The following is a 24,173-nucleotide window of genomic DNA, read 5'->3' as shown; positions in this document are numbered from 1 at the left end:
CGGATCACCATGGCGCATATCCTGATTGTCGAAGACGAAGCGGCCATCGCCGACACGCTGATTTTCGCCCTGCAAGGCGAGGGCTTTACCACCACCTGGCTGAGTCTCGGCCAGGCGGCGTTGGCCCATCAGCGGCAAACCCCGGCGGACCTGGTCATCCTCGACATCGGCTTGCCGGACATCACCGGCTTTGAAACCTGCAAGCAACTGCGGCGCTTCAGCGAAGTGCCGGTGATGTTCCTCAGCGCCCGGGACGGCGAGATCGACCGCGTGGTGGGCCTGGAGATCGGCGCTGACGACTATGTGGTCAAACCGTTCAGCCCGCGAGAAGTAGCGGCGCGGGTACGGGCCATTCTCAAGCGTGTGAGCCCAGCGACGGCAACGGCGGTGTTCCAGGTGGACCAGGAACGCATGCAGATCAGTTATCGCGGCCAGCCCCTGAGCCTCACGCGCCACGAGTTTCGCTTGCTGCAAAGTCTGCTGGAGCAACCCGAACGTGTCTTCAGCCGCGAGCAACTGCTGGATGCCATAGGCGTGGCCGCCGATGCAGGCTATGAGCGCAATATCGACAGCCACATCAAAAGTGTGCGCAGCAAACTGCGTGCGGTGGCGCCCGACGCCGAGCCCATCCAGACCCATCGCGGCCTCGGCTACAGCTACAGCCCGGGCAACAGCTGATGCGCCTGGGGATTCGCTTCTTCCTGGTGTATGCGCTGTTTATCGGCCTGACCGGCTACTTCGTCCTCAGCACCGTGATGAAGGAAATCCGCCCCGGCGTGCGCCAGTCCACTGAAGAAACCCTGGTGGACACTGCCAACCTGCTGGCGGAGATTTTGCGCGACGATGTGAAAAACGGCACCCTCGGGCAGAGCCATTGGCCGGAACTGCTCAAGGCCTACGGCGAACGTCAGCCCGGCGCCAACATTTGGGGCCTGCCGAAAAACCAGGTCAACCACCGCATCTACGTCACCGACGCCAAGGGCATCGTGCTGCTGGATTCCACCGGCGAAGCGGTGGGCGAGGACTACTCGAAGTGGAACGACGTGTACCTGACTTTGCGCGGCGAATACGGTGCACGCTCCACCCGCAGCGAACTGGACGACCCGACCTCATCGGTGATGCACGTCGGCGCGCCGATCCGCGATAACAGGCAGATCATCGGCGTGGTCACCGTGGCCAAGCCCAACAGTTCGCTGCAACCCTATGTGGACCGCACCGAAGACCGGCTGCTGTGGTACGGCGCCGGGCTGGTGGGCCTGGGCCTGCTCTTCGGTGCGTTGTTGTCATGGTGGTTGAGCGTCGCGCTGCGCCGGCTGACGGCGTATGCCCAGGCGGTCAGCGAAGGCCGGCGCGCCGAGTTGCCGCACTATCGCGGCGGTGAGCTGGAGCAGTTGTCCACCGCCGTTGAGCACATGCGGACCCAGCTGGAAGGCAAGGCGTATGTCGAACGTTATGTGCACACCTTGACCCACGAATTGAAAAGCCCGCTGGCAGCGATTCGCGGCGCGGCAGAGCTGTTGCAGGGCGACATGTCCCATGATCAGCAGCAGCGTTTCGTGAGCAATATCGACAGTGAAAGCGCGCGCTTGCAGCAGTTGATCGAGCGCCTGCTGAACCTGGCGCAGGTGGAACAACGCCAGGGTCTTGAAGATCAGGGCAGCATGCCGCTGGCGGCGCTGGTGGACGACGTGCTCAACGCCCAGTGTGCCCGTATCGAAGGCGCCGGGTTGCAGGTCGAGCAGGCGATTGCAGCGGATGTGCAGGTGTACGGCGAGCCGTTCCTGCTGCGCCAGGCGCTGGGTAATCTGCTGGAGAACGCCCTGGATTTCACCCCGCCCGGTGGCACGTTGCGGTTCAGTGCCCGGGCATTGAATGATGGCGTCGAATTCACCCTGTTCAACCAGGCCGAACCGATTCCCGAGTACGCCTTGCCGCGCCTCAGCGAGCGCTTCTATTCGCTGCCGCGCCCGGCCAGCGGGCGCAAGAGCACCGGCCTTGGGCTCAACTTTGTCGAGGAAGTGATGAAGCTGCACGGCGGCTCATTGCAGATCGGTAACGTGCCCGGCGGCGTGCAGGTAAACCTGCATCTCCACACAGTCTCCACATTCCCTTCATAAACCCCCCTTAAGCGCCCGCCAGACTCTCCCCCATCAAAACAGGGAGAGCTTCATGAACCGCAATCTGCTTTTCAAACTGGGCGCCATCGCGCTGCTGATCGTGCTGTTGTTGATTCCGTTGCTGATGATCCACGGGGTGATTACCGACCGTCAGCAACTGCGCGACGACGTGTTGCAGGACATCGCCCGCAGCTCCAGCTACAGCCAGCGCCTCAGTGGCCCGGTGCTGGTGGTGCCGTATCGCAAGACCGTCCGGGAGTGGAAGCTCAATGAAAAGCTCAACCAACGCTACGAAGAAACCCGTGAGGTGCGCGGTCGTCTGTATTTCCTGCCGGAGCAATTTGCGCTCGACGGCCAGGTGCAAACCGAAGTGCGCGCCAGGGGCATCTACCAGGCGCGGTTGTTTCACGCCGACAGCCGTGTCAGCGGGCGGTTTGTGCTGCCGGAGCAATGGGGCATCAAGGAAAACTTTGCCGATTACCGGTTTGACCCGGCGTATCTGGCGGTGGGTATCAGTGACATTCGCGGCATCGAAAATGCGTTGAAGCTGGAGCTGGGCAGCCAGCAACGGGCGTTTTCCCCCGGTACTCAAGTGGCGTGGCTGGGGGAGGGCGTACACGTGATGCTGCCCGAGCAGGACAGCAAGAAGCCGGCGCCCTTTGACTTCGCCTTTGACCTGCGCCTGCAAGGCACCGAGCAACTGCAAGTGGTGCCGGTGGGCAAGACCAGCCAGGTGAAGTTGGCGTCCAACTGGCCGCACCCCAGCTTCATCGGCAACTTCCTGCCGGCCCGGCGCGAGGTCAGCGCCCAAGGCTTTACCGCCAATTGGCAGACCACATTTTTCTCCACCAACCTGGAAGAAGCACTCAGCGGTTGCCTGGCCGAGCGCGGCTGTGACGACTTCAACAGCCGCAGCTTTGGCGTGAGCTTCATCGACCCGGTGGACCAGTACCTCAAGAGCGACCGAGCGATCAAATACGCGCTGCTGTTTATCGCCCTGACGTTTGCCGGTTTCTTCCTGTTCGAGGTGCTCAAGGGCCTGGCGGTGCACCCGATCCAGTACGCGCTGGTGGGGGTTGCCCTGGCGTTTTTCTACCTGCTGCTGTTGTCGTTGTCCGAGCACATCGGGTTTGGCCCGGCGTACCTGATATCGGCGGCGGCCTGTGTGTTGCTGAATGGGTTTTACGTTTGCCATGTATTACGCAGTGTCGCCCATGGCCTGGGGTTTTCGGCGGGGTTGGCGGCGTTATATGGCGTGTTGTACGGGCTGTTGAGTGCCGAGGATTACGCGTTGTTGATGGGGTCGTTGTTGCTGTTCGGGTTGCTGGGCACGGTGATGGTGCTGACCCGCAAGCTGGATTGGTATGGGGTGGGCAAGCGATGAGTCGGTCGTTGGGGTTGCGGGAGGATCAGCAAGAGGGCGCGCAGTTAGTGGTGAGGATTAACGCGCTGTTCCCTGTGGCCCGGGAGCTTTTTGTGGCGAGGGAGATTGCTGTGGCGAGGGAGCTTGCTGTGGCGAGGGAGCTTGCTCCCGCTGGAGTGCGAAGCGCTCCCAGGATTTTTGGGGCCGCTGCGCACCCCAGCGGGAGCAAGCTCCCTCACCACAAGATAACCTTCGCAGCCGGTCAGGCCGGTGGCTGGGTCTGGAGCATCGACGGGCGCTGACTCACCTCGGCATACCACGCCGACAGCTTGGGATGGCTCGACCGCCACTGCATGTCCGGGTGGCGGAAATCCAGGTAAGCCAAGGCGCACGCTACGCTGATCGCGGCCACGTCAAACGGCCCGGTCAGTTCGGCGATGGCGTCTTGTTCCAGCATGTCGAGGGCGCGGCGGATCTTGTCGCGTTGGCCTTCCAGCCACAGGTCCCAGTGTTTATCCACCGGGCGCATGGCGGTTTCATAGCGCACGAGCACGGCGGCATCCATGATGCCGTCGGCCGTCGAGGCCAGGGTCAGGCGCCGCCAGCGGGCCGGGCCGTCACGAGGGATCAGCGGCGTGCCAGTATGTTGGTAGTCGAGGTAATCGAGAATCACCCGGCTGTCGTGAAGCGCATTACCGTCGGCCAGGCGCAGGGCGGGAATCTTGCCAAGCGCGTTGTCCAGGATCACCTCGGCGTCAGGCTTGACCGGTGTCGGCCCGCAGGCGTGCAAGGTCACGCGGTCCAGTTGGCCGGTCTCGTGCAACAGCACCCGTACTTTGCGCACAAACGGCGATGCAGGGTTGTGGAACAGCGTCATGCTGGGGGTGGACATGGGCATTCCTCGGAAAAGGGCAGCGCTAATCTATCTCAACGCTTGAGCAACGCCCAGCTACCAATTGCAGCCGGAATGCCCAGGCCGACCCAGCTCAACGAATCCCACAACCCATCCCCCAGCAACGCCGCAAACAACCCGGCGGCACTCAACAGCCCGATGGCCAGCGGAATGCCGAACACCTTCCAGAAATTCGACTGCCGCGGCTTCACGACTTGCCTGCCTTGCGCCGCACCAGCCACAGGTATATGCCGCTGCCCAGGACGATGATGGTCAACACATCCAGCACCGCCCAGAGAACTTTCATTGGCATGCCGCCGTAGTCACCAAAGTGCAGCGGCTGGGACATGCCCATGGCGTCCATGTACCACGGCCGTTCGGCGATGGCGGTGACGTGCAGGTTGCTCGCATCGATCAACACCGGCGTCAGCAAGTGCGAGGTCAGGTGGGTGCTGCCTTTCATGAACACTGCGTAATGGTGCTCGCTGGAAAAGCGCGTGCCGGGGAAGGCGATAAAGTCCGGCTCCATGCCGGGCGCGGCCTTGCCAGCAATCGTCAGCAGGTCGGTGGCCGGGGCGCGCACGGTCAGTGGCGGGGCGTTTTTGTAGGGTTCGATCATCGCGCTGAGGCTGTCGGTGCGCCAGGCGGCGATGATCAGGTCGGCGCAGGCGCTGATCACGCCAGTCACGCCCACCACCAGCGCCCAGGTCAGGGTGACGACGCCGATCAGGTTGTGCAGGTCGAGCCAGCGCAGGCGCGTGGATTTGTCCTGGCGCACCGTGGCGAACTTCAACCGGCGCATGAACGGCAGGTACAGCACCGTGCCGGAGATGATCGCCAACACAAACAGAATGCCCATGAACGCCAGCAGCAATTTGCCCGGCAGCCCGGCGAACATGTCGACGTGCAGGCGCAGCAGGAACATCGTCAACCCGCCGTTGGCCGAAGGGGTTTCCACGGCTTCGCCGGTGCGGGCGTCGAGCATGAAGGTGTGGGAGGAATTGGGTTCAGTGCCGGCGGTGGCGGCCATGATTGCGATCACGCCGTTCTTGTCGTCTTCGTCCCAGGCCAGGTATTGCATGGCTTCGCCGGGGCGATGGGCCTGGGCCTTGGCCACCAGCTGTTCGAGGTTCAGCTGTGGGGTGTCGGCCGGCATCTGTGCCAGCTCGGGCTCGTTGCCCAGCAGGTGGTCGATCTCGTGGTGGAAGATCAACGGCAGGCCGGTGAGGGCGAGCAGCAGCAGGAATACGGTGCACACGAGGCTGGTCCAGGTGTGGATGAAGGACCAGCGGCGGATGGTTTTGCTTTTCATTTTATAGCCTTTAGACACACCGAAGCCGCCCACGGGGGCGGCCTGGTTGTTAACTCAGCCGATTACCACTGGTAGGTGGCACTGGCGACTACGCTGCGTTGGTCGCCGTAGTAGCAGTAGGAGCCGTCGCAGGTCGAAATGTAATCCTTGTTGAACAAGTTGGTGGCGTTCAGTTTCACCGACGCTCCTTTGAGGCTGTTGTCCAGGCGGCCGAGGTCATAATGCACCGAGGCATCGAACACGGTGTAGGCGTCTGCCTTGCCCAGCCAGGTGTTGCCCTGGTCGCCATACGTGTTGCCGGTGTAGCGGGCGCCCGCGCCAACGCCAAAACCGTCGAGCACGCCGGCGTGCCAGGTGTAGTCGGTCCACAGAGACGCTTGCTGGTTGGGCATCAGTTGCAGGCGATTGCCTTTGTATTGGCCTTTTTGAACCTCGGATTTGGCCAGGGTGTAAGCGGCGATGACTTTGAGGTTCTCGGTCACGTCAGACACGGCTTCCAGTTCCAGGCCCTTGACCTTCACTTCGCCGGTCTGGTCGGTGATCGACTGGCCACCGGCGCCGAAGCTGGTGACCAGCACGTTCTTTTGGGTCAGGTCATAGACCGCCGCACTCAGCAGGGTGTTGGAGCCGGGTGGCTGGTACTTGACCCCCAGTTCCCATTGCTTGCCTTCGGTGGGCTTGTACGACTCGGTCGGCGAGACGCTGGCGTTGCTCGCTGGCTGGAACGATTCGGCGTAGGACAGGTACGGTACGAAGCCTGAATCGAACACATAGCTCAGTGCAGCGTTGCCACTGAAGTTTTTGCTGCGGTCGGTGTTGGTTGCATCGTTTTTGTTGAAGTACGTGGTGCCTTGGTGCACCCAGTCTTCACGACCGCCCAGGGTCAGGCGCCATTTATCCAAGGCCATTTGGTCTTGTGCGTACAGGCCGGTCTGGATGGTTTTTTGGTTGTAGTCGTAATAAGCCGTGGAGCGCGCCGGGCGCACAACCGGTTGGGTATTGACCGGGTTGTAGATGTTGACCGTCCCGGCGCCACCGAAGATCGACAGGTACGAGGTGTCGGTGCGCTGATGATCCAGGCCGAGCAGCACGGTATGGGTGATGTCGCCGGTGGCGAAGTCTGCCTGGAAGTTGTTGTCGAGCGCGAACTGGCCGATGTTCTCGTCTACGTTGGTCGACCCGCGGCTGATATTGCCCGCCGCATCCACTGGGGCATAGGCAAACGCGCCCACGGTCAGTTGCTGGAAGGACAATTCCGATTTGGTGTAGCGCAGGTTCTGCTTGAACTGCCAGGTATCGTTGAAGCGATGCTCGAACGCATAGCCCAGCGCGTAATAAGTGCGGTCGTAGTACTCGTAGTCCGGGTCACCCAGGTTCTTGTGATGGGACACTTCGCCCAGTGGCGAATGGATCTTGGTGCCGACAATCGGCAGGAACTGACTGGTGGCGCCAGTATCGTCACGGGTGAACTGCGACAAAAAAGTCAGCTTGGTGTCGGTGTCGATATTCCAGGTGAGGCTGGGCGCAATGTTGTAGCGCTTGTTGTCGATGTGATCGACTTGGGTGCCTGCATCGCGCACCACGCCGCTGAGGCCGTAGAGAAACTTGCCTTCATCATCGATCTTGCCAGTGCTGGCGAAGTTGATCTGGCGATAGTTGTCGCTGCCGTACTGCACCTGGATCGCATTGCTTGACTCGGCACTTGGGCGGCGGCTGACCATGTCCAGCAGGCCGCCCGGTGGTGTCTGGCCGTAGACCGACGAGGCCGGGCCACGCAGCAGAGCGAGGCGGTCGAGGTTCCAGGTTTCGGCTTTCGGGTTGGCGTACACGCCGCGTGGCAATGGCAGGCCGTCGAGGAATTGGGTGGGTTCGAAGCCGCGCACACGCATCCAGTCGTAGCGGGTGTCGCTGCCATAGCTGGCGGACACGATGCCGGGCATGTATTTGACGGCGTCATCAAGGTTCTGGACGTTGCGGTCCTGCATTTGCTCGCGGGTAGCGACGGAAATTGAACGTGGGGCTTCGACCAGTGCGGTATCGGTCTTGGTGCCGGCGGCGGTGCGAGATGCGAGATAACCTTCTACCGGCCCCCATGCACTTTCCGCATCAGCCTGCCCGGTAATACTGGTCTGCGGCAACGCCACGACCCCATCCGGAATCGCTACCAGGCTGTAAGTGCCCGCGCTGCTTTGCTCCAGTTGCAGCCCCGTCCCGCGCAGTGCTTCATGCAGCGCGCCCTGTGCATCGAACTGGCCTTTAACCGGTGCCGAGGTTTTGCCCGCCGCCAACCCAGGATTAAGCGTCAGCGCCAAACCCGCCTGGCTGGCGATCTGGTTCAGGGTGGTGGCCAGCGGCGCCGCCGGCAGGTTGTAGGCACGCACGCTGGACGCCTGTTCGGCAGCGACCAGCGGGGTGCTGGCCAGCGGGGCGCTGAGGGCAATGGCCACGGCTAACAGGCTGGGGCGCAACAAGGTGTCTAGCGTGCGGGACATGGGGCGGCTCCTGAATGGAAATATTTCTCAATTGCCTATGTGCCGAACGAGATGCAGAAAGTGATAGGGCTGAATGAAAATAATTTGTATTTGGTCCGCATCGGTGGCTCCAGGCGCTATTTTCCGTAGCAGCTGTCGAGCCTGAGCGAGGCTGCGTCGGGCGCGACTCAGTGCGATGCCAGGCGAAGGTTCGGCAGCGCTGCCAACGCAGCCTCGCTTAGGCTCGACAGCTGCTACGCGGCTATTGCGTGGGCGGCTTGGCCTTTACGGTGACCCACCACGGCGTGTGCTGCTCGATTTGCACCGGCAAGGTGGGCAGCAGGGCGTTCAGCGCCAGGTTGGTGTCGTGCAGCGGGAAGCTGCCGGTGATCCGCAGGTCGGCCACCTGTTTATCCACGCCCAGGTAGCCGGTGCGGTAGCGGCTCAGTTCCTCGACCACATCCCCAAGGCGGGCGTTGTCCACCACCAGCATGCCGCGCGTCCAGGCGTCGGTGCCGGGGTTTACGGCCAGCATCGGGCCGAGGCCGTCGCGGCGCATCAGCACTTGCTGGCCTTCCTTGAAGATCTGCTCTTGGTGCAGCGCCTCAGGCTGCGCGCCGACGGCGGACTGCAACACGCTCAGGCGCGTGCCGTCGTCTTCGCGCTTGACGATAAACCGGGTGCCCAAGGCGCGCAGGCTGCCTTCGCGGGTTTCGACAAAAAACGGGCGGGCGTCGTTGTGGCCGGTCTCGACCAGGATCTCGCCCTCCTGCAATACGATCAGCCGGCGTTTCTCGTCAAAGCGCACGTCGATGGCGCTGTGGGTATTGAGGTTGATCACCGTGCCGTCCGCCAGCTTCAGGGTGCGCTGCTCTCCGGTGGCGGTGCGCTGGTCGGCCAGCCAGTAGTTGATCGGCATGTAGCGCTGGCCGGCGAACAGCACCAGGCCGCACACCAGCACCACACTGGCCAGGCCGCTGCCGAGCTTGCGCACACGCTGGCGAATGCCCTCGCGGGACTGCATCAACGCCACCCGCGCCGGGCCGGAGGCCACGCTGAAACGCTGATCCAGCATGCCCAGCTGGCGCCAGGCCCTGGCGTGTTCTTCGTCGCTGGCCAGCCATTTGGCGAATTCTTCCTGCTCCACGGCGCTGCCGTCTCCCGAATCCAGGGACAGTTGCCAGGCAATGGCGGCATCGAGCACACGTGCCGAGACAGGTTTGGAGCTGACCGGGCTCATAGCGGCTCGCCATACAGCGCGATGTAGCACTGGCGAATGCCCTGGGCCAGGTATTGCCGCACTCTGGGCACGGACACCCCCAGGCGCTGGGCGATTTCGGCGTGGCCCATGCCATCGAGGCGGTTATAGAGGAAGGCGGCGCGGGCCTTGCTCGAGAGTTTGCCCAACAGGCGGTCGATGGCCTTTAGGTCTTCGAGGATCAGTTGCTGTTCTTCTGGTGACGGATGCTCGCTCTCCGGGATCAGCATCAACTCGGTGAGATAAGCCTGTTCCAGCGCGGCGCGGCGGAAGTAGTCGAACAGCAAGCCTTTGGCGACGGCCACCAGAAATGCCCGGGGTTCGCGGGGTGTGCGCAGCTCTTCGCGGCCCAGCAGGCGCACGAAGGTGTCCTGGCTCAGGTCTTCGGCGCGGCTGGGGCAGGCCACGTTGCGTCGCAGCCACGCCAACAGCCAGCTGCGATGGTCGCGGTATAACGCACCAACTAGCTCACTGTGGGGACTTTGGATGGACGACAAGGCGACACCGATCGGAAAGTTGAAACTAACGAGAATTATTCGCGATTGTGTCAGAGCTGTGGGACGGGTGCAATTGGCGTTGGTCGGGTGATGGCTCCGTGTTTAAAAAGTCGGTGCTTGTTTGCGGCGTTTCCATTGCCCGAGCTTTTGCTGCAAGGCCAGGGGGCTGTTGATCTGTTGTTGGCGAGCGCGGTTGAGCAAAATCAGCATCAATTCGGCAGTGGCCAGGGCGTCGGCGCTGGCGTGGTGGCGTTCGCCCACCTGCAAATGGAAGTGCTCGATCCAGTCATCCAGCCCGGCCTCGCGAATGTTGGCTTCGGGGCACAGCAGCGGGGCGATGTCGGCTACGTCCATAAACACGTGGTTTAGCCGATAGCCCAGGCTGTCTTTCAGGGCCCGGCACAGCATGTGGTGGTCGAAGGGCGCATGAAACGCCAGCAGCGGGCTGTCGCCGACAAACGCCATGAAGTCCAGCAGCGCCTCGGCCGGGTCGCAGCCGGCGGCAATCGCACTGGGCCCCAGGCCGTGGATCAGCACGCTGGGACTCAGTTTTGTTTCGGCCCGTTGCAGGGTGCGTTCAAACAGTTGGGAGAAGTCCACCGCGCCGTCTTCGATTACCACTGCGCCAATCGACAACACCTGGTCGCGATTGAGGTTCAGGCCGCTGGTTTCCAGGTCTACCACCACCCAGCGCTGCGCGCGCAAGGGGCGTTCGTCCAGTAGCGCCGGCTTGGGCAGTTGCGCGACTCGTTGCTGTTGCGCCGCATCCAGCCCGGGTTTCGCCTTACGCCACCAACTGAAAAGACTCACAGCTGATACCGCAACGTCAGGCTGCTTTGCAGGCGTTGGGCCTGGCGCAGGGATTCGCGCAGGATGCGCCGGTCGAGGTGGTTGAGGCTGTCGGGGTCGACGCGGTTGGAGTACGGCAGGTTCTCGCGGGTTTGCAGTTGGTGCTGTTGCATGCGGGTTTGCTGGATAAAGTGGTAGGCCTCTTCATAGGCTGCGCCGTCGAGGCGTTCGATGACTTCCCTGGCCACCAGTTGGCGCAGGCGCTCCAGGGTGTTGATGGCGCTGATGCCGTTGGCCAACGCCAGCAGCCGGGCACCGTCGACAAAGGGCGTGAGGCCCTGCACCTTGAGGTCGAGTGTTGCCTTGTCGGCGCCTTTGCGTGCCAGCACAAAATCCCGGAAGCGCCCCACGGGTGGGCGCTGGCGCAACGCGTTCTCGGCCAGCATGCGCTGGAACAGTCGGTTGTCTGCCACCTGCTCAAGAATGCCCTGGCGCAATTGCTCGCACCCTTGCTCGTCGCCCCAGACCACCCGCAGATCAAAATAGATGCTCGACCCCAGCAGGTTCTCCGGTGTGGCTTCGCGGATAAACCCGGCAAAACGCCGCGCCCATTCGGCCCGGGACAGGCACAGCTCAGGGTTGCCGGCCATGATGTTGCCCTTGCACAGGGTAAAACCGCACAGCGCCAGGCTTTGGTTGATCTGTTGCGCCAGAGGCAGCAGGCGGCCACGAATCTCGGCGGCCTCGGCAGCGTCCCGGGCTTCAAACAGAATGCCGTTGTCCTGGTCGGTATACAGCGTCTGCTCGCGACGGCCTTCGCTGCCGAAGCACAGCCAACTGAACGGCACACCGGGGTCGCCCTTGTCGGCCAGGGTCAACTCGATGACGCGGCACACGGTGTGGTCGTTGAGCAAGGTGATGATGTGGGTGATCTGCGTGGACGACGCACCGTGGGCCAGCATCCGCTCCACCAACTGGCCGATTTCGCCACGGATAGCCACCAGGTTTTCGACCCTTGGCGCGTTGCGAATCGTGCGGGCCAGGTGCACCAGGTCCACGCGTTGCAGGGAAAACAGGTCGCGCTCGGACACCACGCCACACAGGCGCTGATCCTTGACCAGGCACACGTGGGCAATATGCCGTTCGGTCATCGCGATCGCGGCGTCGAAGGCGCTGTGGTCTGGCGTGAGGAAGAACGGCGCCTGGGTCATATGGCGCTCGATGCTCTGGTTGAAGTCGCTGGTGCCGTCGGCCACCACCTGGCGCAGGTCCCGCAGGGTAAAAATCCCCAAGGGCGCCTTGTGCTCATTGACGATCACGATGCTGCCGACTTGCTGCTCATGCATCTGCGTGACGGCTTCGCGCAGCGGCGTCAGCGGGCTGCAAGTCACCGGATGACGCATAGCCAGCTCGCCCAAGCGGGTGTTCAGCGAGTATTGGGTACCGAGGGTTTCTACGGCTTTTTGCTGGACTTGCTGGTTGACCTGATCCAGCAGGCTGCTCACCCCACGCAAGGCGAAGTCACGAAACGCACTGGAAAGGGCGAACAACTTGATAAAGGCAGGCTTGTTCAGTTGCAGGCAGAAGGTGTCTTCAGCGGCTTTATGCTCGGTGCGGGTCGCTCGCTCGCCCAGCAGCGCCGCCAGCGGGAAACATTCACCGGTGGTGATTTCAAACGTGGTTTCTGTTGAATCCGGCCGCTCGCCGACTACGCGCCCTTGCTTGACGATATAAAAGTGTTCCACTGGCCCGCCCGACGGCTTGAGAATGCTCTCGCCGGGCCCGTAGAAGCGCAATTGGCACTGCTCGACCAGAAAAGCCAGGTAAGCGTTTTCCATCTGGTTGAACGGCGGGAAGCGCTGCAGGAATTGCAGGGTGCCGTGGATGTTCTGCAACACAGCGGTTTTGCCCGCTTGTGTGAAAGCATCAGCTTTACTCATACCTATGACCGCAGTTTTTTTGTCGTTATCGTGCTTCATGGTCGACTCCTGCGCTGCGGGTGCCCATTGGACGTAAGTCTAGGTAGCGCTATAACCGACCCCTGCTAGGGAAAAACCTTACATGAATATCGTCCAAACCCCGTAGAACGCCCACTAGGAAAACTTTCCGACGAAGTGCACATTGTTCACCCTTCCAGTGATGTCTGAGTTCTGTGCTGGGAGATTGATCAGAACTGCCGAGAAACGTATGTCCGACCACGATATTTTGAGTGATGCCGAGCGCGAGGCCCTGAGCGCTGTTATGCAGGAGCCGGATTTACCGCCACAACGGGTTTTGATCGTGGATGACGACAAGGACGCGCGCGAACTGCTGGCAGAAATTCTGGGCCTGGACGGAATCCGCTGCATGACCGCAGACAGTGGTGAGGCGGCGTGGGACCTGTTGAGTTCCAGCAGCTCCATTGGGCTGTTGATCACTGACCTGCGCATGGCGCCGAGCAACGGGCTGCAATTGATTCGCCAGGTGCGCGAGTCCACGCGGGCGGCGCTGCCAATCATTATCATGTCGGGGGACGCTGAAGCGCCGGACGTGATTGATGCCATGCATTTGAGTGTGGTGGACTTTTTGCTCAAGCCGATTGATAGCGCGAAGTTGGCGAAGATGGTGAAGCGGGAGTTGGGGATGGCGTCCTAGACGGTGCCATTGGTCTGATTTCGCGAAGAACTGTCAATTCTGACAGTAGGAAAGTATCGAACTTCGCATGTTTACTGATTAGGAGGGTGTGGGGCGCAGGCCTGCACCTAATCAATTCGTGGACAGGAGTTCATCATGAGTACTGAAAAATTCGATATCGATGAGAAAGAACTGCACAAGGCCAAGACCTTAAGCCGTGGTGTTGCTAGCATTGAAGTTTCGCGAAATGGCACCGTCAGTCATGTATTTGTGCCTACAGACGTCTTTGGCTATCTCTCCTGGAGCGCTCTGGACGGCGCAGTTGAGAGTGTTCGTATCTCCTACGGAAGCGACTTGAAAGCCGGGCCACATGAAAGTAAGGCTCCATTTATTAATGTCACCTATCGCGATGCCGACGGCCATTCATACCATCAGCCTGTGCTGGGTGACCTCACTGTGCTGGTCGATCGTCCGGAGTTCGGTACGACCTTCAAGCACGTCGGGAAACTTAAAGACGTAAAGTTTGAATCGGACGAAGGAACGGTCACGCTTAATGGGAACTACACCGTTGAGTCCGATTGAGGTCCCAAACAAAAAAGCCCTGACCGAAAGATCAGGGCTTATTCGTTTCTAGTGCTTACTCACAGACCATTCTTGGCCTTGAACTCCCGACGCCGACGGTGCAACACCGGCTCGGTATAGCCGTTCGGCTGCTTCGTCCCCTCAATCACCAACTCCACCGCTGCCTGGAACGCGATGTTGCTATCGAAATCCGGAGCCAGCGGACGATACAGCGCATCCCCGGCGTTCTGACGATCCACTACCGGCGCCATGCGCTTGAGGCTTTCCATTACCTGGGCTTCATTGACGATGCCGTGGCGTAACCAGTTGGCGATGTGCTGGCTGGAGATGCGCAGGGTGGCACGGTCTTCCATCAGGCCAACGTCGTTGATGTCCGGCACTTTCGAACAGCCCACGCCCTGGTCGATCCAGCGAACCACGTAACCAAGAATGCCCTGGGCGTTGTTGTCCAGCTCGTTGCGGATTTCTTCGTCAGACCAATCGGTATTCTGAGCCAGGGGAATGGTCAGGATATCGTCCACCGAAGCCCGTTCGCGCTTGGCCAACTCGGCCTGGCGGGCGAATACGTCAACCTTGTGGTAATGCAGGGCGTGCAGCGCGGCAGCCGTCGGCGACGGAACCCACGCCGTGTTGGCACCGGCCAGCGGGTGAGCGATCTTCTGCTCAAGCATGGCGGCCATCAGGTCGGGCATGGCCCACATGCCTTTACCGATTTGTGCACGGCCTTGCAGGCCGGTACTCAAGCCAATATCGACGTTCCAGTTTTCATACGCGCCGATCCACTTCTCAGCCTTCATCGCGGCCTTGCGCACCATCGCGCCGGCTTCCATGGAGGTGTGGATTTCGTCGCCGGTACGGTCGAGGAAGCCGGTGTTGATAAACACTACGCGCTCGCTGGCAGCCTGGATGCAGGCCTTGAGGTTGACCGTGGTGCGGCGCTCCTCGTCCATGATCCCGACTTTGAGCGTGTTGCGTGGCAGCTTCAGCACGTCTTCGATACGGCCGAACAGCTCATTGGTGAACGCCGCTTCTTCGGGGCCGTGCATCTTCGGTTTAACGATGTAGACCGAGCCGGTGCGGCTGTTCTTGCGGCTGGTGTTGCCGTTGAGGCTGTGGATCGCCGACAGGCTGGTGAGCAGGCCGTCGAGGATACCTTCCGGCACTTCGTTGCCGTCTTTGTCGAGGATCGCGTCGATGGTCATCAAGTGGCCGACGTTACGCACGAACAACAGCGAACGCCCGTGCAGGGTCACTTCTTTGCCGTCTGCGCCGGTGTAAACGCGATCGGCGTTCATGGTGCGGGTAAAGGTCTTGCCACCCTTGGCGACTTCTTCCGACAGGTCGCCCTTCATCAGGCCGAGCCAGTTACGGTAGATCACCACCTTGTCATCAGCATCGACGGCGGCGACAGAGTCTTCGCAGTCCATGATGGTGGTCAGGGCGGCTTCCATCAGCACGTCCTTTACGCCGGCGGCGTCGGTCTGGCCGACCGGGGTGCTGGCGTCGATCTGGATTTCGAAGTGCAGGCCGTTGTGCTTGAGCAGGACCGCCGTCGGCTTGGCAGCTTCACCGTGATAGCCGATCAACTGCGCATCGCTGCGCAGGCCGCTGTTGCTGCCGCCCTTGAGGCTGACCACCAGCTTGCCGTCGACGATCTTGTAGCCGGTGGAGTCCACGTGGCTGCCGGCCGCCAGTGGCGCGGCTTCGTCGAGGAAAGCGCGGGCGAAGGCGATGACCTTGTCGCCACGGACCTTGTTGTAGCCTTTACCTTTCTCGGCGCCATCGGCTTCGCTGATGGCGTCGGTGCCGTAGAGCGCGTCATACAACGAGCCCCAGCGCGCATTCGAGGCGTTGAGGGCGAAACGGGCGTTCATCACCGGCACCACCAGCTGCGGGCCGGCCATGTGGGCAATTTCTTCGTCGACGTTTTGGGTCGATGCCTGGAAATCCGCAGCTTCTGGCAGCAGGTATCCAATATCCTGGAGGAAGGCTTTGTAGGCCACCGCGTCGTGCGCCTGGCCAGCGTGTGCCTGGTGCCAGGTGTCGATGCGCGCTTGGAAATCGTCGCGTTTGGCGAGTAGGGCTTTGTTCTTCGGCGCCAGGTCGTGGATGACCTTGTCGGCACCGGCCCAGAACTGGCCGGCGGTAATACCGGTACCAGGAATGGCTTCGTTGTTCACGAAGTCGAACAGGACTTTGGCGACCTGCAGGCCACCGACTTGAACGTGTTCAGTCATTGCTTGCCTCACTCTGCGGAGCTTATGCGCTTTTCAGCTTTTCAATTTACCAATGAAGCCTCTGGCCATGTAAACCGCGAACACGCCGCACAGTACATGCCGTTGAAGGCGGCTGGGCGGGCTGCGTCGCGGTGCGTGGTTGCCTTGGCAGACATCGACCTAACGTTATGTAGTGCGCGATTGGGCATACTACATGATGAGTTGCGGTTGTGAAAATTAGACTAAATACGTCGTTTAGCGACCCACTTTGGTCGTACGGTCACAGTGGGGTACGGGATGTTCTCAAAAAACTATTGGATTGTTCCATATAAATATAAAAATGGTACACGATTTGTTTTCGTGGCTACCTGAGTCCACCTTGGTAGGCGCGAGGGTAACGCTGGTTCCTACCCGATTTTTATAAGAAGAGGACGACACCATGGACCATCTCGTACTGACTGTCATCGCCCCGGACAAACCCGGCGTGGTTGAACGCATCGCCCAATGCATCGCCTCCCATGGTGGCAACTGGCTGGAAAGCCGCATGGCGCACATGGCCGGGCAGTTTGCCGGGATTCTGCGGGTGAGCGTGCCAGCGGAAAATCGTCTGGATTTGATTGGGGCGCTGGAAGACTTATCCACCCATGGCATTCGCGTGCTGCAGGGTGAAAGCAGTTCGGTGGCCGCCAGCGAGTCGCAACCGATCGCGATGACGCTGGTGGGCAATGACCGGCCGGGGATTGTTCGCGACATCACCGCGCTGTTGAGCAAGCAGGGCGTCAATTTGGAACGCTTGATCACTGACGTGCGCCCGGCGCCCATGAGCAGCGACCCGCTGTTCCATGCCGACGCGCTGCTGGCGGTGCCATTGACGCTGCCGTTGGAGACCTTGCAGGCAGCCCTGGAAACCCTGGCAGACGACCTGATGGTGGAACTGGAGCTACGCAGCGAGGAATAGTTGCCCACAAGGTTATGCATGGAAATCTTGCATGGGCCTGTGGATAACCTGTAGAGACCCGCGTCCAGCCCAGGCCGGCCGTGGCTCTTCGCCGGCTGACTAAAAAACGAACAGTTTCAAGGGCTTGTACACAAACGCCGGGGACCAGGCTGTGGATAACCTTGGGGTGAATGCCTGCAAGCCACGCCGGCTGTAGCTTGCAGGGGTTTGTACGTTATTTGATCAGTTTTTCCGCACGGTCAGCCAGGCGTCGAGGCTGTAAACCACCAGCCCGGCCCAGATAAAGCAAAAGGCAATCAGCGTGGCTGGCGCCAGGTGTTCATTGAACAGCAGCACCGCTTCCAGCAGCACCAGGGTGGGCGCCACGTATTGCAGGAAGCCCAGGGCGGTGTAGGGCAAGTGCCGCGCGGCGGCGTTGAAACACACCAGCGGGATCAGCGTCACCGGGCCAGCGGCCACCAACCACCACGCTTCGGAGGTGCTCCAGAATTCCATCTGCGCGCTGTGGGCAGACGGGTTGAACAGCAGCCATGCGATGGCAATCGGCACCAGCATCCAGGTTTCCACTACCAGACCGGGCAGCGCCTTGACCGGCGCCTGCTTGCGGATCAAGCCGTAGAAACCAAAGGTGGCTGCCAGCACCAGTGACACCCAAGGCAGGCTGCCGACTTGCCACACCTGTTGCGCCACACCTACTGCCGCCAGGCCCACGGCCACCCACTGCAGGCGGCGCAGGCGCTCACCCAGGATCACCATGCCCAGCAGCACATTCACCAGCGGGTTGATGTAGTAACCCAGGCTGGCCTCAAGCATCCGGCCACTGTTCACCGACCACACATAGGTCAGCCAGTTGGCCGCGATCAAGGTGCCGCTCAGGGCCAGGATCGCCAGGCGCCGGGGGTTGTCCCGCAGTTCACGATACCAGCCGGGGTGTTTCCAGACCATCAGCAACAAACTGCCGAACAGCGCCGACCACAGCACGCGGTTGACGATGATTTCGGCGGCGGGAACGCTGGCGATGGCTTTGAAGTAGATCGGGAACAGGCCCCAGATGATGTAGGCACTCAGGCCTAATATGTACCCGCGACGGGGGTTGGCGGCTTGCATGCAGAATCCTTGCTTGGCAGCTGACAAAGCCGCAATTGTAAGGATATTTTTCAGCCAGTGGGATGTGCTTTTCTGTAGGAGCTGGCTTGCCGGGGATGGCTTCACCTCGGCTCCACTGATACACCGAGGCGCTTGCATCGCTGGCAAGCCAGCTCCTACAGGGGATTGTGGTGTGCGTTAGAACAGTTTCAAGGGTTCTTCATTGAGCGCCGACAACTGCTCGCGCAACGCGAGCACCTGGTCGCCCCAGTAACGTTCGCTGCCAAACCACGGGAAGCTGTGGGGGAACGCCGGGTCGTCCCAGCGCCGTGCGAGCCACGCGCTGTAGTGCATCAGGCGCAGGGCGCGCAGCGGTTCGATCAGGGCCAGCTCGCGCGGGTCGAAGTCATGGAATTCCTGGTAGCCGTCCATCAGTTCCGACAGCTGCCCCAGGCATTCCTGGCGGTCACCGGCGAGCATCATCCACAGGTCCTGGACGGCGGGGCCCATGCGGCAATCGTCGAGGTCGACGATGTGGAACATCTCGTCGCGGCACATCATGTTGCCGGGGTGGCAATCGCCGTGCATGCGGATGTTCTTGTGGGGCGTGGCCTTGTAGACCTCTTCCACCCGCTTGAGCAGGTCGCGGGCCACGGACTCGTAGGCCGGCAGCAGGCTCTTGGGAATGAAATTTCCTTCCAGCAGCGTGTTCAGCGAATCGTGACCGAAATTCTTCACGCCCAGGGCTTCACGGTGTTCGAAGGGGCGGGTGGAGCCGACTGCGTGCAGGCGCCCCAGCAACTGGCCGAGGCGATACAGCTGGTCGAGGTTGCCCGGCTCCGGCGCGCGGCCACCACGGCGCGGGAACAGAGTGAAGCGGAAGCCTGCGTGTTCAAACAGGCTCTCGCCGTTGTGAATCATCGGCGCCACCACCGGCACATCGCACTCGGCCAGTTCGAAGGTAAAGCTGTGTTCTTCGAGGATCGCTTCGTTGGTCCAGCGCTGGGGCCGGTAGAACTTGGCGATCAGGGGCTCGGAATCTTCGATGCCGACCTGGTACACACGGTTTTCGTAGCTGTTGAGCGCGAGGATGCGGGCGTCGCTGAGGAAACCGATGCTTTCGACAGCGTCGAGCACCAGGTCAGGGGTCAGTGTTTCAAACGGGTGTGCCATGCGAACTCCTGCGCGCAGCAGGGCGCCGCGTCCGGCCGGGTATGGTAACGCACCGGGGTCGAGATAGGTGGTGACTGTTAGTCCGCCATCGCGGGCAAGCCCGGCTCCCACAGGAGTACTCGGGCAACTGTGGGAGCCGGGCTTGCCCGCGATGGCGCCTTATCAGGCGCCGACGACCCCGCCATCATCCCGACGAATCGCCATCACCGAGGACCGTGGCTTGCCATTCGGCAGGTGTTCCGGCCAGGTCGAGCCACCGGTTTCCCCCGGATGCTGGATCCCCACAAACAGGGTTTTCTGGTCCGGCGAAAAGCTGATCCCGGTCACTTCACAGGCCACCGGCCCCACCATGAACCGGCGAATCTCACCGGTCGCAGGGTCTGCACACAGCATCTGGTTGTTGCCCATGCCGGCAAAGTCGCCGCCATTGCTGTAGTCGCCATCGGTGAGGATCCACAACCGCCCGGCCTTGTCGAAGCCCAGGCCGTCCGGGCTGTTGAACATGTTCTGCGGGTTGATGTTAGACGAGCCGCCCTTTGGCGTCCCGGCGTGCACGGTCGGATTGCCGGCCACCACAAACAGGTCCCAGCTGAAGTCCGGCGCGGCGTGATCGTCGGCATTGGCTTTCCAGCGCAGGATCTGCCCGTAGACGTTTTTCTCCCGCGGGTTCGGGCCGCCTGCCGGCTGGCCATCTTCACCGCGCTTGGCGTTGTTGGTCAGGGTGCAATACACCTGGCCGTCGGTGGGGCTGACCACGATCCATTCCGGGCGGTCCATGCGGGTGGCTTTCACTACGCTGGCAGCCAGGCGTGCATGAATCAGCACTTCGGCCTGGCTGGTGAACCCCGTGCCGGCGTCGATGCCGTTCTTGCCGTGGGTCAGTTCGACCCATTGGCCCTGGCCCTTGGGATGGTCGGCATTGCCGTCGCCCGCGTCGAAGATCGCCACGTACAAGGTGCCGTGGTCCAGCAGGTCCTTGTTGGCCTTGGGGTTCTTGTGATTGATCTTGTCGCGGCTGATGAACTTGTAGATGAACTCGCCGCGCTCGTCGTCGCCCATGTACACCACGGCGCGGCCATCGCGGGTTTGCGCCAGGGCAGCGTTTTCATGCTTGAAGCGGCCCAGGGCGGTGCGTTTGACCGGCGTGGATTGCGGGTCGAACGGGTCGATTTCCACCACCCAACCATGGCGGTTGAGTTCGTTGGGGTTCCTGGCCATGTCGAAGCGTGGGTCGTGCGGGTGCCAGTTGATGTCTTTGCTGGCGGCCACCACACCGTAGCGTTTCTGCCCGGCGTCGAAGGTTTGTTGCGGGTTGCTGCTGCCGAAGCAGTCGGTGAAGTTTTCTTCGCAGGTGAGATACGTGCCCCACGGGGTCTTGCCGTTGGCGCAGTTCTGGAAGGTGCCGAGGACTTTTTTGCCGGTTTTGTCGGCGCTGGTTTTCAGCCAGGCATGGCCCGCCGCAGGGCCGCCGAAGCGGATCGGCGAGTTGCCGTGGATGCGCCGGTTGTAGCGCGAATCCTGGACGAACTGCCAGGTGTCGCCTTTACGCCGCACTTCGATCACCGACACGCCTTCGCTGGCCAGCGCCTTGCGCACGTCTTCGGCCGATTGCGGCGCGCCGCCGTGGGCGTAGAGGTAGCGGTAGTTGGTGTATTCGTTGTTGATCGCCATCAGCGCGCGGTTGTCGTCACCGGGGAAGGCGAACAGGCTCATGCCGTCGTTGTTGTCGCCGAACTGTTGTTCCTGGGCCTTGGCCGTGCCGTTGCCGCTGGGGTCGAAGGCCGGCGCGTTTTTGTGCAGCGGCTGGCCCCAACTGATCAGCACCGAAGCGCTGTAGCCAGGCGGCAGGGTGATGGTGTCACTGGTGGCAGAGGCAATGCTGGTGAAACCCAGCAAGGGACTGTTTGAGGCGGCACTCACCGCCTGGGCGCTGCGGGTCAGCAGGTTGCCGCCGAGGAACATCGCCGCACCGCACAGGGCGCCGGCGCCGATAAAACGCCGGCGGGTGAGGCCGACCATCTGTTCCAGGTCGGTGGCTTGGTTTTCTTCTAATAGGCTCATTTCAGGCTCCCTGCGGGTTTTTGCAGCCACCTTAGGGAGCGGTCGTGACGAAATTGTTGCAGTTTGAAGCGTTACACCGGGGTGCCCAGCAGTACGTTGCTGGGGGAAAACTGCACCTTCACCTGCAGGCCTTCGGTGGCGCCGATCTGCGCAAGCGCGTGGGGCTGGGCCAAGGCACATAAAACCTGGCCATTGGGCAGGGTGATGCGGACCTCGCTGGGGCCGTCTTCGGCGTCGAGAATGGCCTCGATTTTTCCTTCCTGGCAATTGTGTCCAGGTGTTGCTGGTTGCGAGGCAGCCAGCACTTCGAGCCAGCCGGCTTTGATCAGGGCAACGACTTCGGTGCCAATCTCCAGCTCCAGGCGCAACGTGCTGTCGTGGGTGATCTGTGCATCCAGGGTGAGCCCGGCGGCCAGCTCCAACCGAATCAGGTCATTGCGGCCATGGTTGTCCACGGCAATGACCCGGCCGTGCAACTGGTTGCGTGCGCTGGTGCGCAGCATCAGGCGGCCCAGCAGGTTGAAGTCGCTGGCGTCTTCGGCAGAGTCCAGCACCTGGGCTTGCAACACTTGCAGGCGCTGGTAAAGGCGCAGCACCCGTTCGCCTTCGGCCGTCAGCTTGGCGCCACCACCGCCCTTGCCGCCGACGCTGCGCTGCACCAGGGGCTTTTGCGCCAGGTTATTCAGCTCGTCGATGGCGTCCCACGCCGCTTTGTAGCTCAAGCCTGCGCTCTTGGCCGCGCGGGTGATGGAGCCCTGTTCGGCAATGTGTTGCAGCAGCGCAATGCGCTGGGGGCGACGGACGATGTGTTGGCTCAAGAGGGTTGGCAGGGACATGGTTACACGCTTCAAGGGAATGGGCAGACGTTGCGGGCAGGGCGCCGCCGAGTCAAGTCATGTGCCCGGCTTGGGCGTACGCGCCAGGCAATACACATCGACCTGGCGGGCACCGGCGCCCATCAACAGCCGGGCGAGGCTATTGGCGGTGGCGCCGGTGGTGAGTACGTCGTCGACCAGCGCCAGGTGGCGGCCTTTAACCTGGGCGCCGTCCGTCAAGGCAAAGGCCTGGAGCAGGTTGCGCTGGCGGGTCTTGGCGTCCAGGTCCTGCTGTGCCAAGGTTTCATGAGGCCGTAACAGCAGGTGTTCATCGTAAGGAATGTTCAAGTCCTTGCTCAACCAGCGCGCGAGCATTGCCGCCTGGTTGTAACCCCGTTCTCGTAGGCGCTTGCGGGCCAGAGGCACGGGCAGCAGGCAGTCGGGGCGCGCCAGCCCGGCATCTTCATAACGGTGTTGCAGGAATTGCCCCAACAGGTGCGCGAGCAAATGCCCCAGTGGCCAGCGGGCCTGATGCTTGAAACGGCTGATCAGGCTGTCGACGGGAAAGCTGTAGGACCAGGGTGCAACCACCTGTTTAAACGCGGGTGGTTGCTTGAGGCATTGGCCACACACCAGACCTGCCATGGGCAGCGGCAGCGCGCATACTTCACAGTGATCCATCAGCCAGGGCAGCTCGGTTTCGCAGACGTTGCAGATGGAATGGGCTGTTTCGCTGCTTTCGTCGCAGACTAAACAGATTTGGTTGTTTTTTGACCAGATGTAAACCTCGTGTTTGTTCTCAAGTTGACAGTGCATGAATCTTCCTTAAATATGCCGAGCATCCGTGTCGTGCCTGTGGGTATTACTCCCTGCAGGGCTTGCCAAAGCATAATCAAGGAATCGCCCATGAGCGCCAGCATCACTGCCAACCTGCGTCACGATTGGTCTTTAGCCGAAGTCAAAGCGCTGTTCGTGCAGCCCTTCAATGACCTGTTGTTTCAGGCGCAGACCGTGCACCGCGCGCATTTCGACGCCAACCGCGTCCAGGTTTCCACCCTGCTGTCGATCAAGACCGGCGCTTGCCCGGAAGATTGCAAATATTGTCCGCAGTCGGGCCACTACAACACTGGCCTGGAAAAAGAGAAGCTGATGGAGGTGCAGAAGGTCCTCGAAGAGGCCGCTCGCGCCAAGGCCATCGGCTCGACACGTTTCTGCATGGGCGCTGCCTGGAAGCATCCATCGGCCAAAGACATGCCCTACGTGCTGGAAATGGTCAAAGGCGTGAAGGCCATGGGCCTGGAAACCTGCATGACCCTCGGCCGCCTCGACCAGGACCAGACCGAAGCCCTGGCCCAGGCCGGCCTCGACTACTACAACCACAACCTTGATACGTCGCCGGAGTTCTACGGCTCGATCATCACCACCCGTACCTATGGCGAGCGCCTGCAAACCCTGGCATACGTGCGTGATTCGGGGATGAAGATCTGCTCTGGCGGCATCCTCGGCATGGGCGAGTCCCTTGATGACCGCGCCAACCTGCTGATCCAGCTGGCCAACCTGCCGGAGCATCCGGAATCGGTGCCGATCAACATGCTGGTGAAAGTGGCCGGTACGCCGCTGGAAAACGCCGACGACATCGACCCGTTCGACTTCATCCGCATGCTGGCGGTGGCGCGCATCCTGATGCCGCAGTCCCATGTGCGGCTGTCGGCCGGGCGTGAGGCGATGAACGAGCAGATGCAGGCCCTGGCGTTTTTTGCCGGTGCCAACTCGATTTTCTACGGCGACAAACTGCTGACCACCGCCAACCCGCAGGCGGATAAAGACATGCAGCTGTTCTCGCGCCTGGGCATCTTGCCGGAGGCCCGCGAAGAGCACGCCGATGAAGTGCACCAGGCGGCGATCGAGCAGGCATTGGTGGAACAGAAGAGCAGCGAGCAGTTTTACAACGCTGCTGTTTAAGCCATTTC

General features: G+C 61.5%; 21 protein-coding genes. 7 read left to right on the top strand and 14 right to left on the bottom strand.

Annotated features, from left to right (window positions below; translation table 11 throughout):
• Nucleotides 1–9: 9 nt before the first annotated feature.
• The 3 genes from creB to creD are packed head-to-tail and all read left to right on the top strand — an operon-like array spanning nucleotide 10 to nucleotide 3,501.
• Nucleotides 10–678, top strand: a complete 669-nt coding sequence (gene creB, locus RGV33_RS29910) for a two-component system response regulator CreB (protein ID WP_322148000.1) — start codon at nucleotides 10–12, stop codon at nucleotides 676–678.
• Entirely contained in the window at nucleotides 678–2,117 is a 1,440-nt protein-coding gene (gene creC, locus RGV33_RS29905; protein ID WP_322147998.1) for a two-component system sensor histidine kinase CreC, read from the top strand. Before creB ends, creC begins: the two co-directional genes overlap by 1 nt.
• Before the next feature lie 52 nt (nucleotides 2,118–2,169).
• Complete coding sequence (gene creD / locus RGV33_RS29900) at nucleotides 2,170–3,501, top strand: cell envelope integrity protein CreD (protein ID WP_322147997.1); 1,332 nt, start codon at nucleotides 2,170–2,172, stop codon at nucleotides 3,499–3,501.
• A 241-nt stretch (nucleotides 3,502–3,742) separates the two neighbouring features.
• Here creD and RGV33_RS29895 read toward each other — a convergent pair whose 3' ends face one another.
• The 8 genes from RGV33_RS29895 to RGV33_RS29860 form a co-directional block, all read right to left on the bottom strand.
• Nucleotides 3,743–4,372 (bottom strand): glutathione S-transferase, encoded by a 630-nt coding sequence (locus RGV33_RS29895; protein ID WP_322147996.1) that lies wholly within the window; start codon nucleotides 4,370–4,372, stop codon nucleotides 3,743–3,745.
• Nucleotides 4,373–4,407: 35 nt separating this feature from the next.
• Nucleotides 4,408–4,584 (bottom strand): hypothetical protein, encoded by a 177-nt coding sequence (locus RGV33_RS29890; RefSeq protein ID WP_177116634.1) that lies wholly within the window; start codon nucleotides 4,582–4,584, stop codon nucleotides 4,408–4,410.
• Nucleotides 4,581–5,684 carry a PepSY-associated TM helix domain-containing protein gene (locus RGV33_RS29885; RefSeq protein ID WP_322147995.1) on the bottom strand — a complete coding sequence of 368 codons (1,104 nt, stop codon included), beginning with the start codon at nucleotides 5,682–5,684 and terminating at the stop codon, nucleotides 4,581–4,583. Before RGV33_RS29885 ends, RGV33_RS29890 begins: the two co-directional genes overlap by 4 nt.
• A gap of 62 nt (nucleotides 5,685–5,746) precedes the next feature.
• Nucleotides 5,747–8,176, bottom strand: coding sequence for a TonB-dependent siderophore receptor (locus RGV33_RS29880; RefSeq protein ID WP_322147994.1), 2,430 nt, complete (start codon nucleotides 8,174–8,176; stop codon nucleotides 5,747–5,749).
• 241 nt (nucleotides 8,177–8,417) lie between these two features.
• On the bottom strand, nucleotides 8,418–9,395 hold the full coding sequence (locus RGV33_RS29875) for a FecR family protein (protein ID WP_322147993.1): 978 nt from the start codon (nucleotides 9,393–9,395) through the stop codon (nucleotides 8,418–8,420).
• On the bottom strand, nucleotides 9,392–9,910 hold the full coding sequence (locus tag RGV33_RS29870; protein WP_322147992.1) for an RNA polymerase sigma factor: 519 nt from the start codon (nucleotides 9,908–9,910) through the stop codon (nucleotides 9,392–9,394). Before RGV33_RS29870 ends, RGV33_RS29875 begins: the two co-directional genes overlap by 4 nt.
• A gap of 102 nt (nucleotides 9,911–10,012) precedes the next feature.
• Nucleotides 10,013–10,720, bottom strand: a complete 708-nt coding sequence (locus tag RGV33_RS29865) for a 3'-5' exonuclease (RefSeq protein WP_322147991.1) — start codon at nucleotides 10,718–10,720, stop codon at nucleotides 10,013–10,015.
• Nucleotides 10,717–12,639: a putative nucleotidyltransferase substrate binding domain-containing protein gene (locus RGV33_RS29860; protein ID WP_322148766.1), complete on the bottom strand. Its 1,923-nt coding sequence runs from the start codon at nucleotides 12,637–12,639 to the stop codon at nucleotides 10,717–10,719. The genes RGV33_RS29865 and RGV33_RS29860 overlap by 4 nt, the downstream gene beginning before the upstream one ends.
• A gap of 247 nt (nucleotides 12,640–12,886) precedes the next feature.
• Between RGV33_RS29860 and RGV33_RS29855 the strand changes: the two genes are divergently transcribed.
• Nucleotides 12,887–13,333 carry a response regulator gene (locus RGV33_RS29855; RefSeq protein ID WP_322147990.1) on the top strand — a complete coding sequence of 149 codons (447 nt, stop codon included), beginning with the start codon at nucleotides 12,887–12,889 and terminating at the stop codon, nucleotides 13,331–13,333.
• 135 nt (nucleotides 13,334–13,468) lie between these two features.
• The gene (locus RGV33_RS29850; RefSeq protein ID WP_322147989.1) at nucleotides 13,469–13,894 is read left to right on the top strand and encodes a hypothetical protein; all 426 of its coding nucleotides are present in this window, start codon (nucleotides 13,469–13,471) and stop codon (nucleotides 13,892–13,894) included.
• A gap of 59 nt (nucleotides 13,895–13,953) precedes the next feature.
• Here RGV33_RS29850 and RGV33_RS29845 read toward each other — a convergent pair whose 3' ends face one another.
• Nucleotides 13,954–16,131, bottom strand: coding sequence for a malate synthase G (locus RGV33_RS29845; protein WP_322147988.1), 2,178 nt, complete (start codon nucleotides 16,129–16,131; stop codon nucleotides 13,954–13,956).
• A 418-nt stretch (nucleotides 16,132–16,549) separates the two neighbouring features.
• On the opposite strand from RGV33_RS29845, the gene RGV33_RS29840 reads away from it, so the two are divergent.
• Entirely contained in the window at nucleotides 16,550–17,068 is a 519-nt protein-coding gene (locus RGV33_RS29840) for a glycine cleavage system protein R (protein ID WP_322147987.1), read from the top strand.
• A gap of 222 nt (nucleotides 17,069–17,290) precedes the next feature.
• Here RGV33_RS29840 and rarD read toward each other — a convergent pair whose 3' ends face one another.
• The 5 genes from rarD to RGV33_RS29815 form a co-directional block, all read right to left on the bottom strand.
• On the bottom strand, nucleotides 17,291–18,175 hold the full coding sequence (gene rarD, locus RGV33_RS29835) for an EamA family transporter RarD (protein WP_322147986.1): 885 nt from the start codon (nucleotides 18,173–18,175) through the stop codon (nucleotides 17,291–17,293).
• A 177-nt stretch (nucleotides 18,176–18,352) separates the two neighbouring features.
• Entirely contained in the window at nucleotides 18,353–19,327 is a 975-nt protein-coding gene (locus tag RGV33_RS29830; protein WP_322147985.1) for a serine/threonine protein kinase, read from the bottom strand.
• Between the two features lie 162 nt (nucleotides 19,328–19,489).
• Nucleotides 19,490–21,388, bottom strand: coding sequence for a PhoX family phosphatase (locus RGV33_RS29825; protein WP_322147984.1), 1,899 nt, complete (start codon nucleotides 21,386–21,388; stop codon nucleotides 19,490–19,492).
• A 71-nt stretch (nucleotides 21,389–21,459) separates the two neighbouring features.
• Nucleotides 21,460–22,224, bottom strand: a complete 765-nt coding sequence (locus RGV33_RS29820; RefSeq protein WP_322147983.1) for a TOBE domain-containing protein — start codon at nucleotides 22,222–22,224, stop codon at nucleotides 21,460–21,462.
• Between the two features lie 57 nt (nucleotides 22,225–22,281).
• On the bottom strand, nucleotides 22,282–23,019 hold the full coding sequence (locus RGV33_RS29815; protein ID WP_322147982.1) for a ComF family protein: 738 nt from the start codon (nucleotides 23,017–23,019) through the stop codon (nucleotides 22,282–22,284).
• Nucleotides 23,020–23,109: 90 nt separating this feature from the next.
• On the opposite strand from RGV33_RS29815, the gene bioB reads away from it, so the two are divergent.
• Nucleotides 23,110–24,165 carry a biotin synthase BioB gene (bioB, locus tag RGV33_RS29810; protein ID WP_003211072.1) on the top strand — a complete coding sequence of 352 codons (1,056 nt, stop codon included), beginning with the start codon at nucleotides 23,110–23,112 and terminating at the stop codon, nucleotides 24,163–24,165.
• Nucleotides 24,166–24,173 lie beyond the last annotated feature (8 nt).

It is taken from the genome of Pseudomonas sp. Bout1, from assembly GCF_034314165.1.
Classification (GTDB): domain Bacteria; phylum Pseudomonadota; class Gammaproteobacteria; order Pseudomonadales; family Pseudomonadaceae; genus Aquipseudomonas.
The sequence above is the reverse complement of the archived record's forward strand: the minus strand, read 5'-3'. Positions and strand labels throughout refer to the sequence as shown.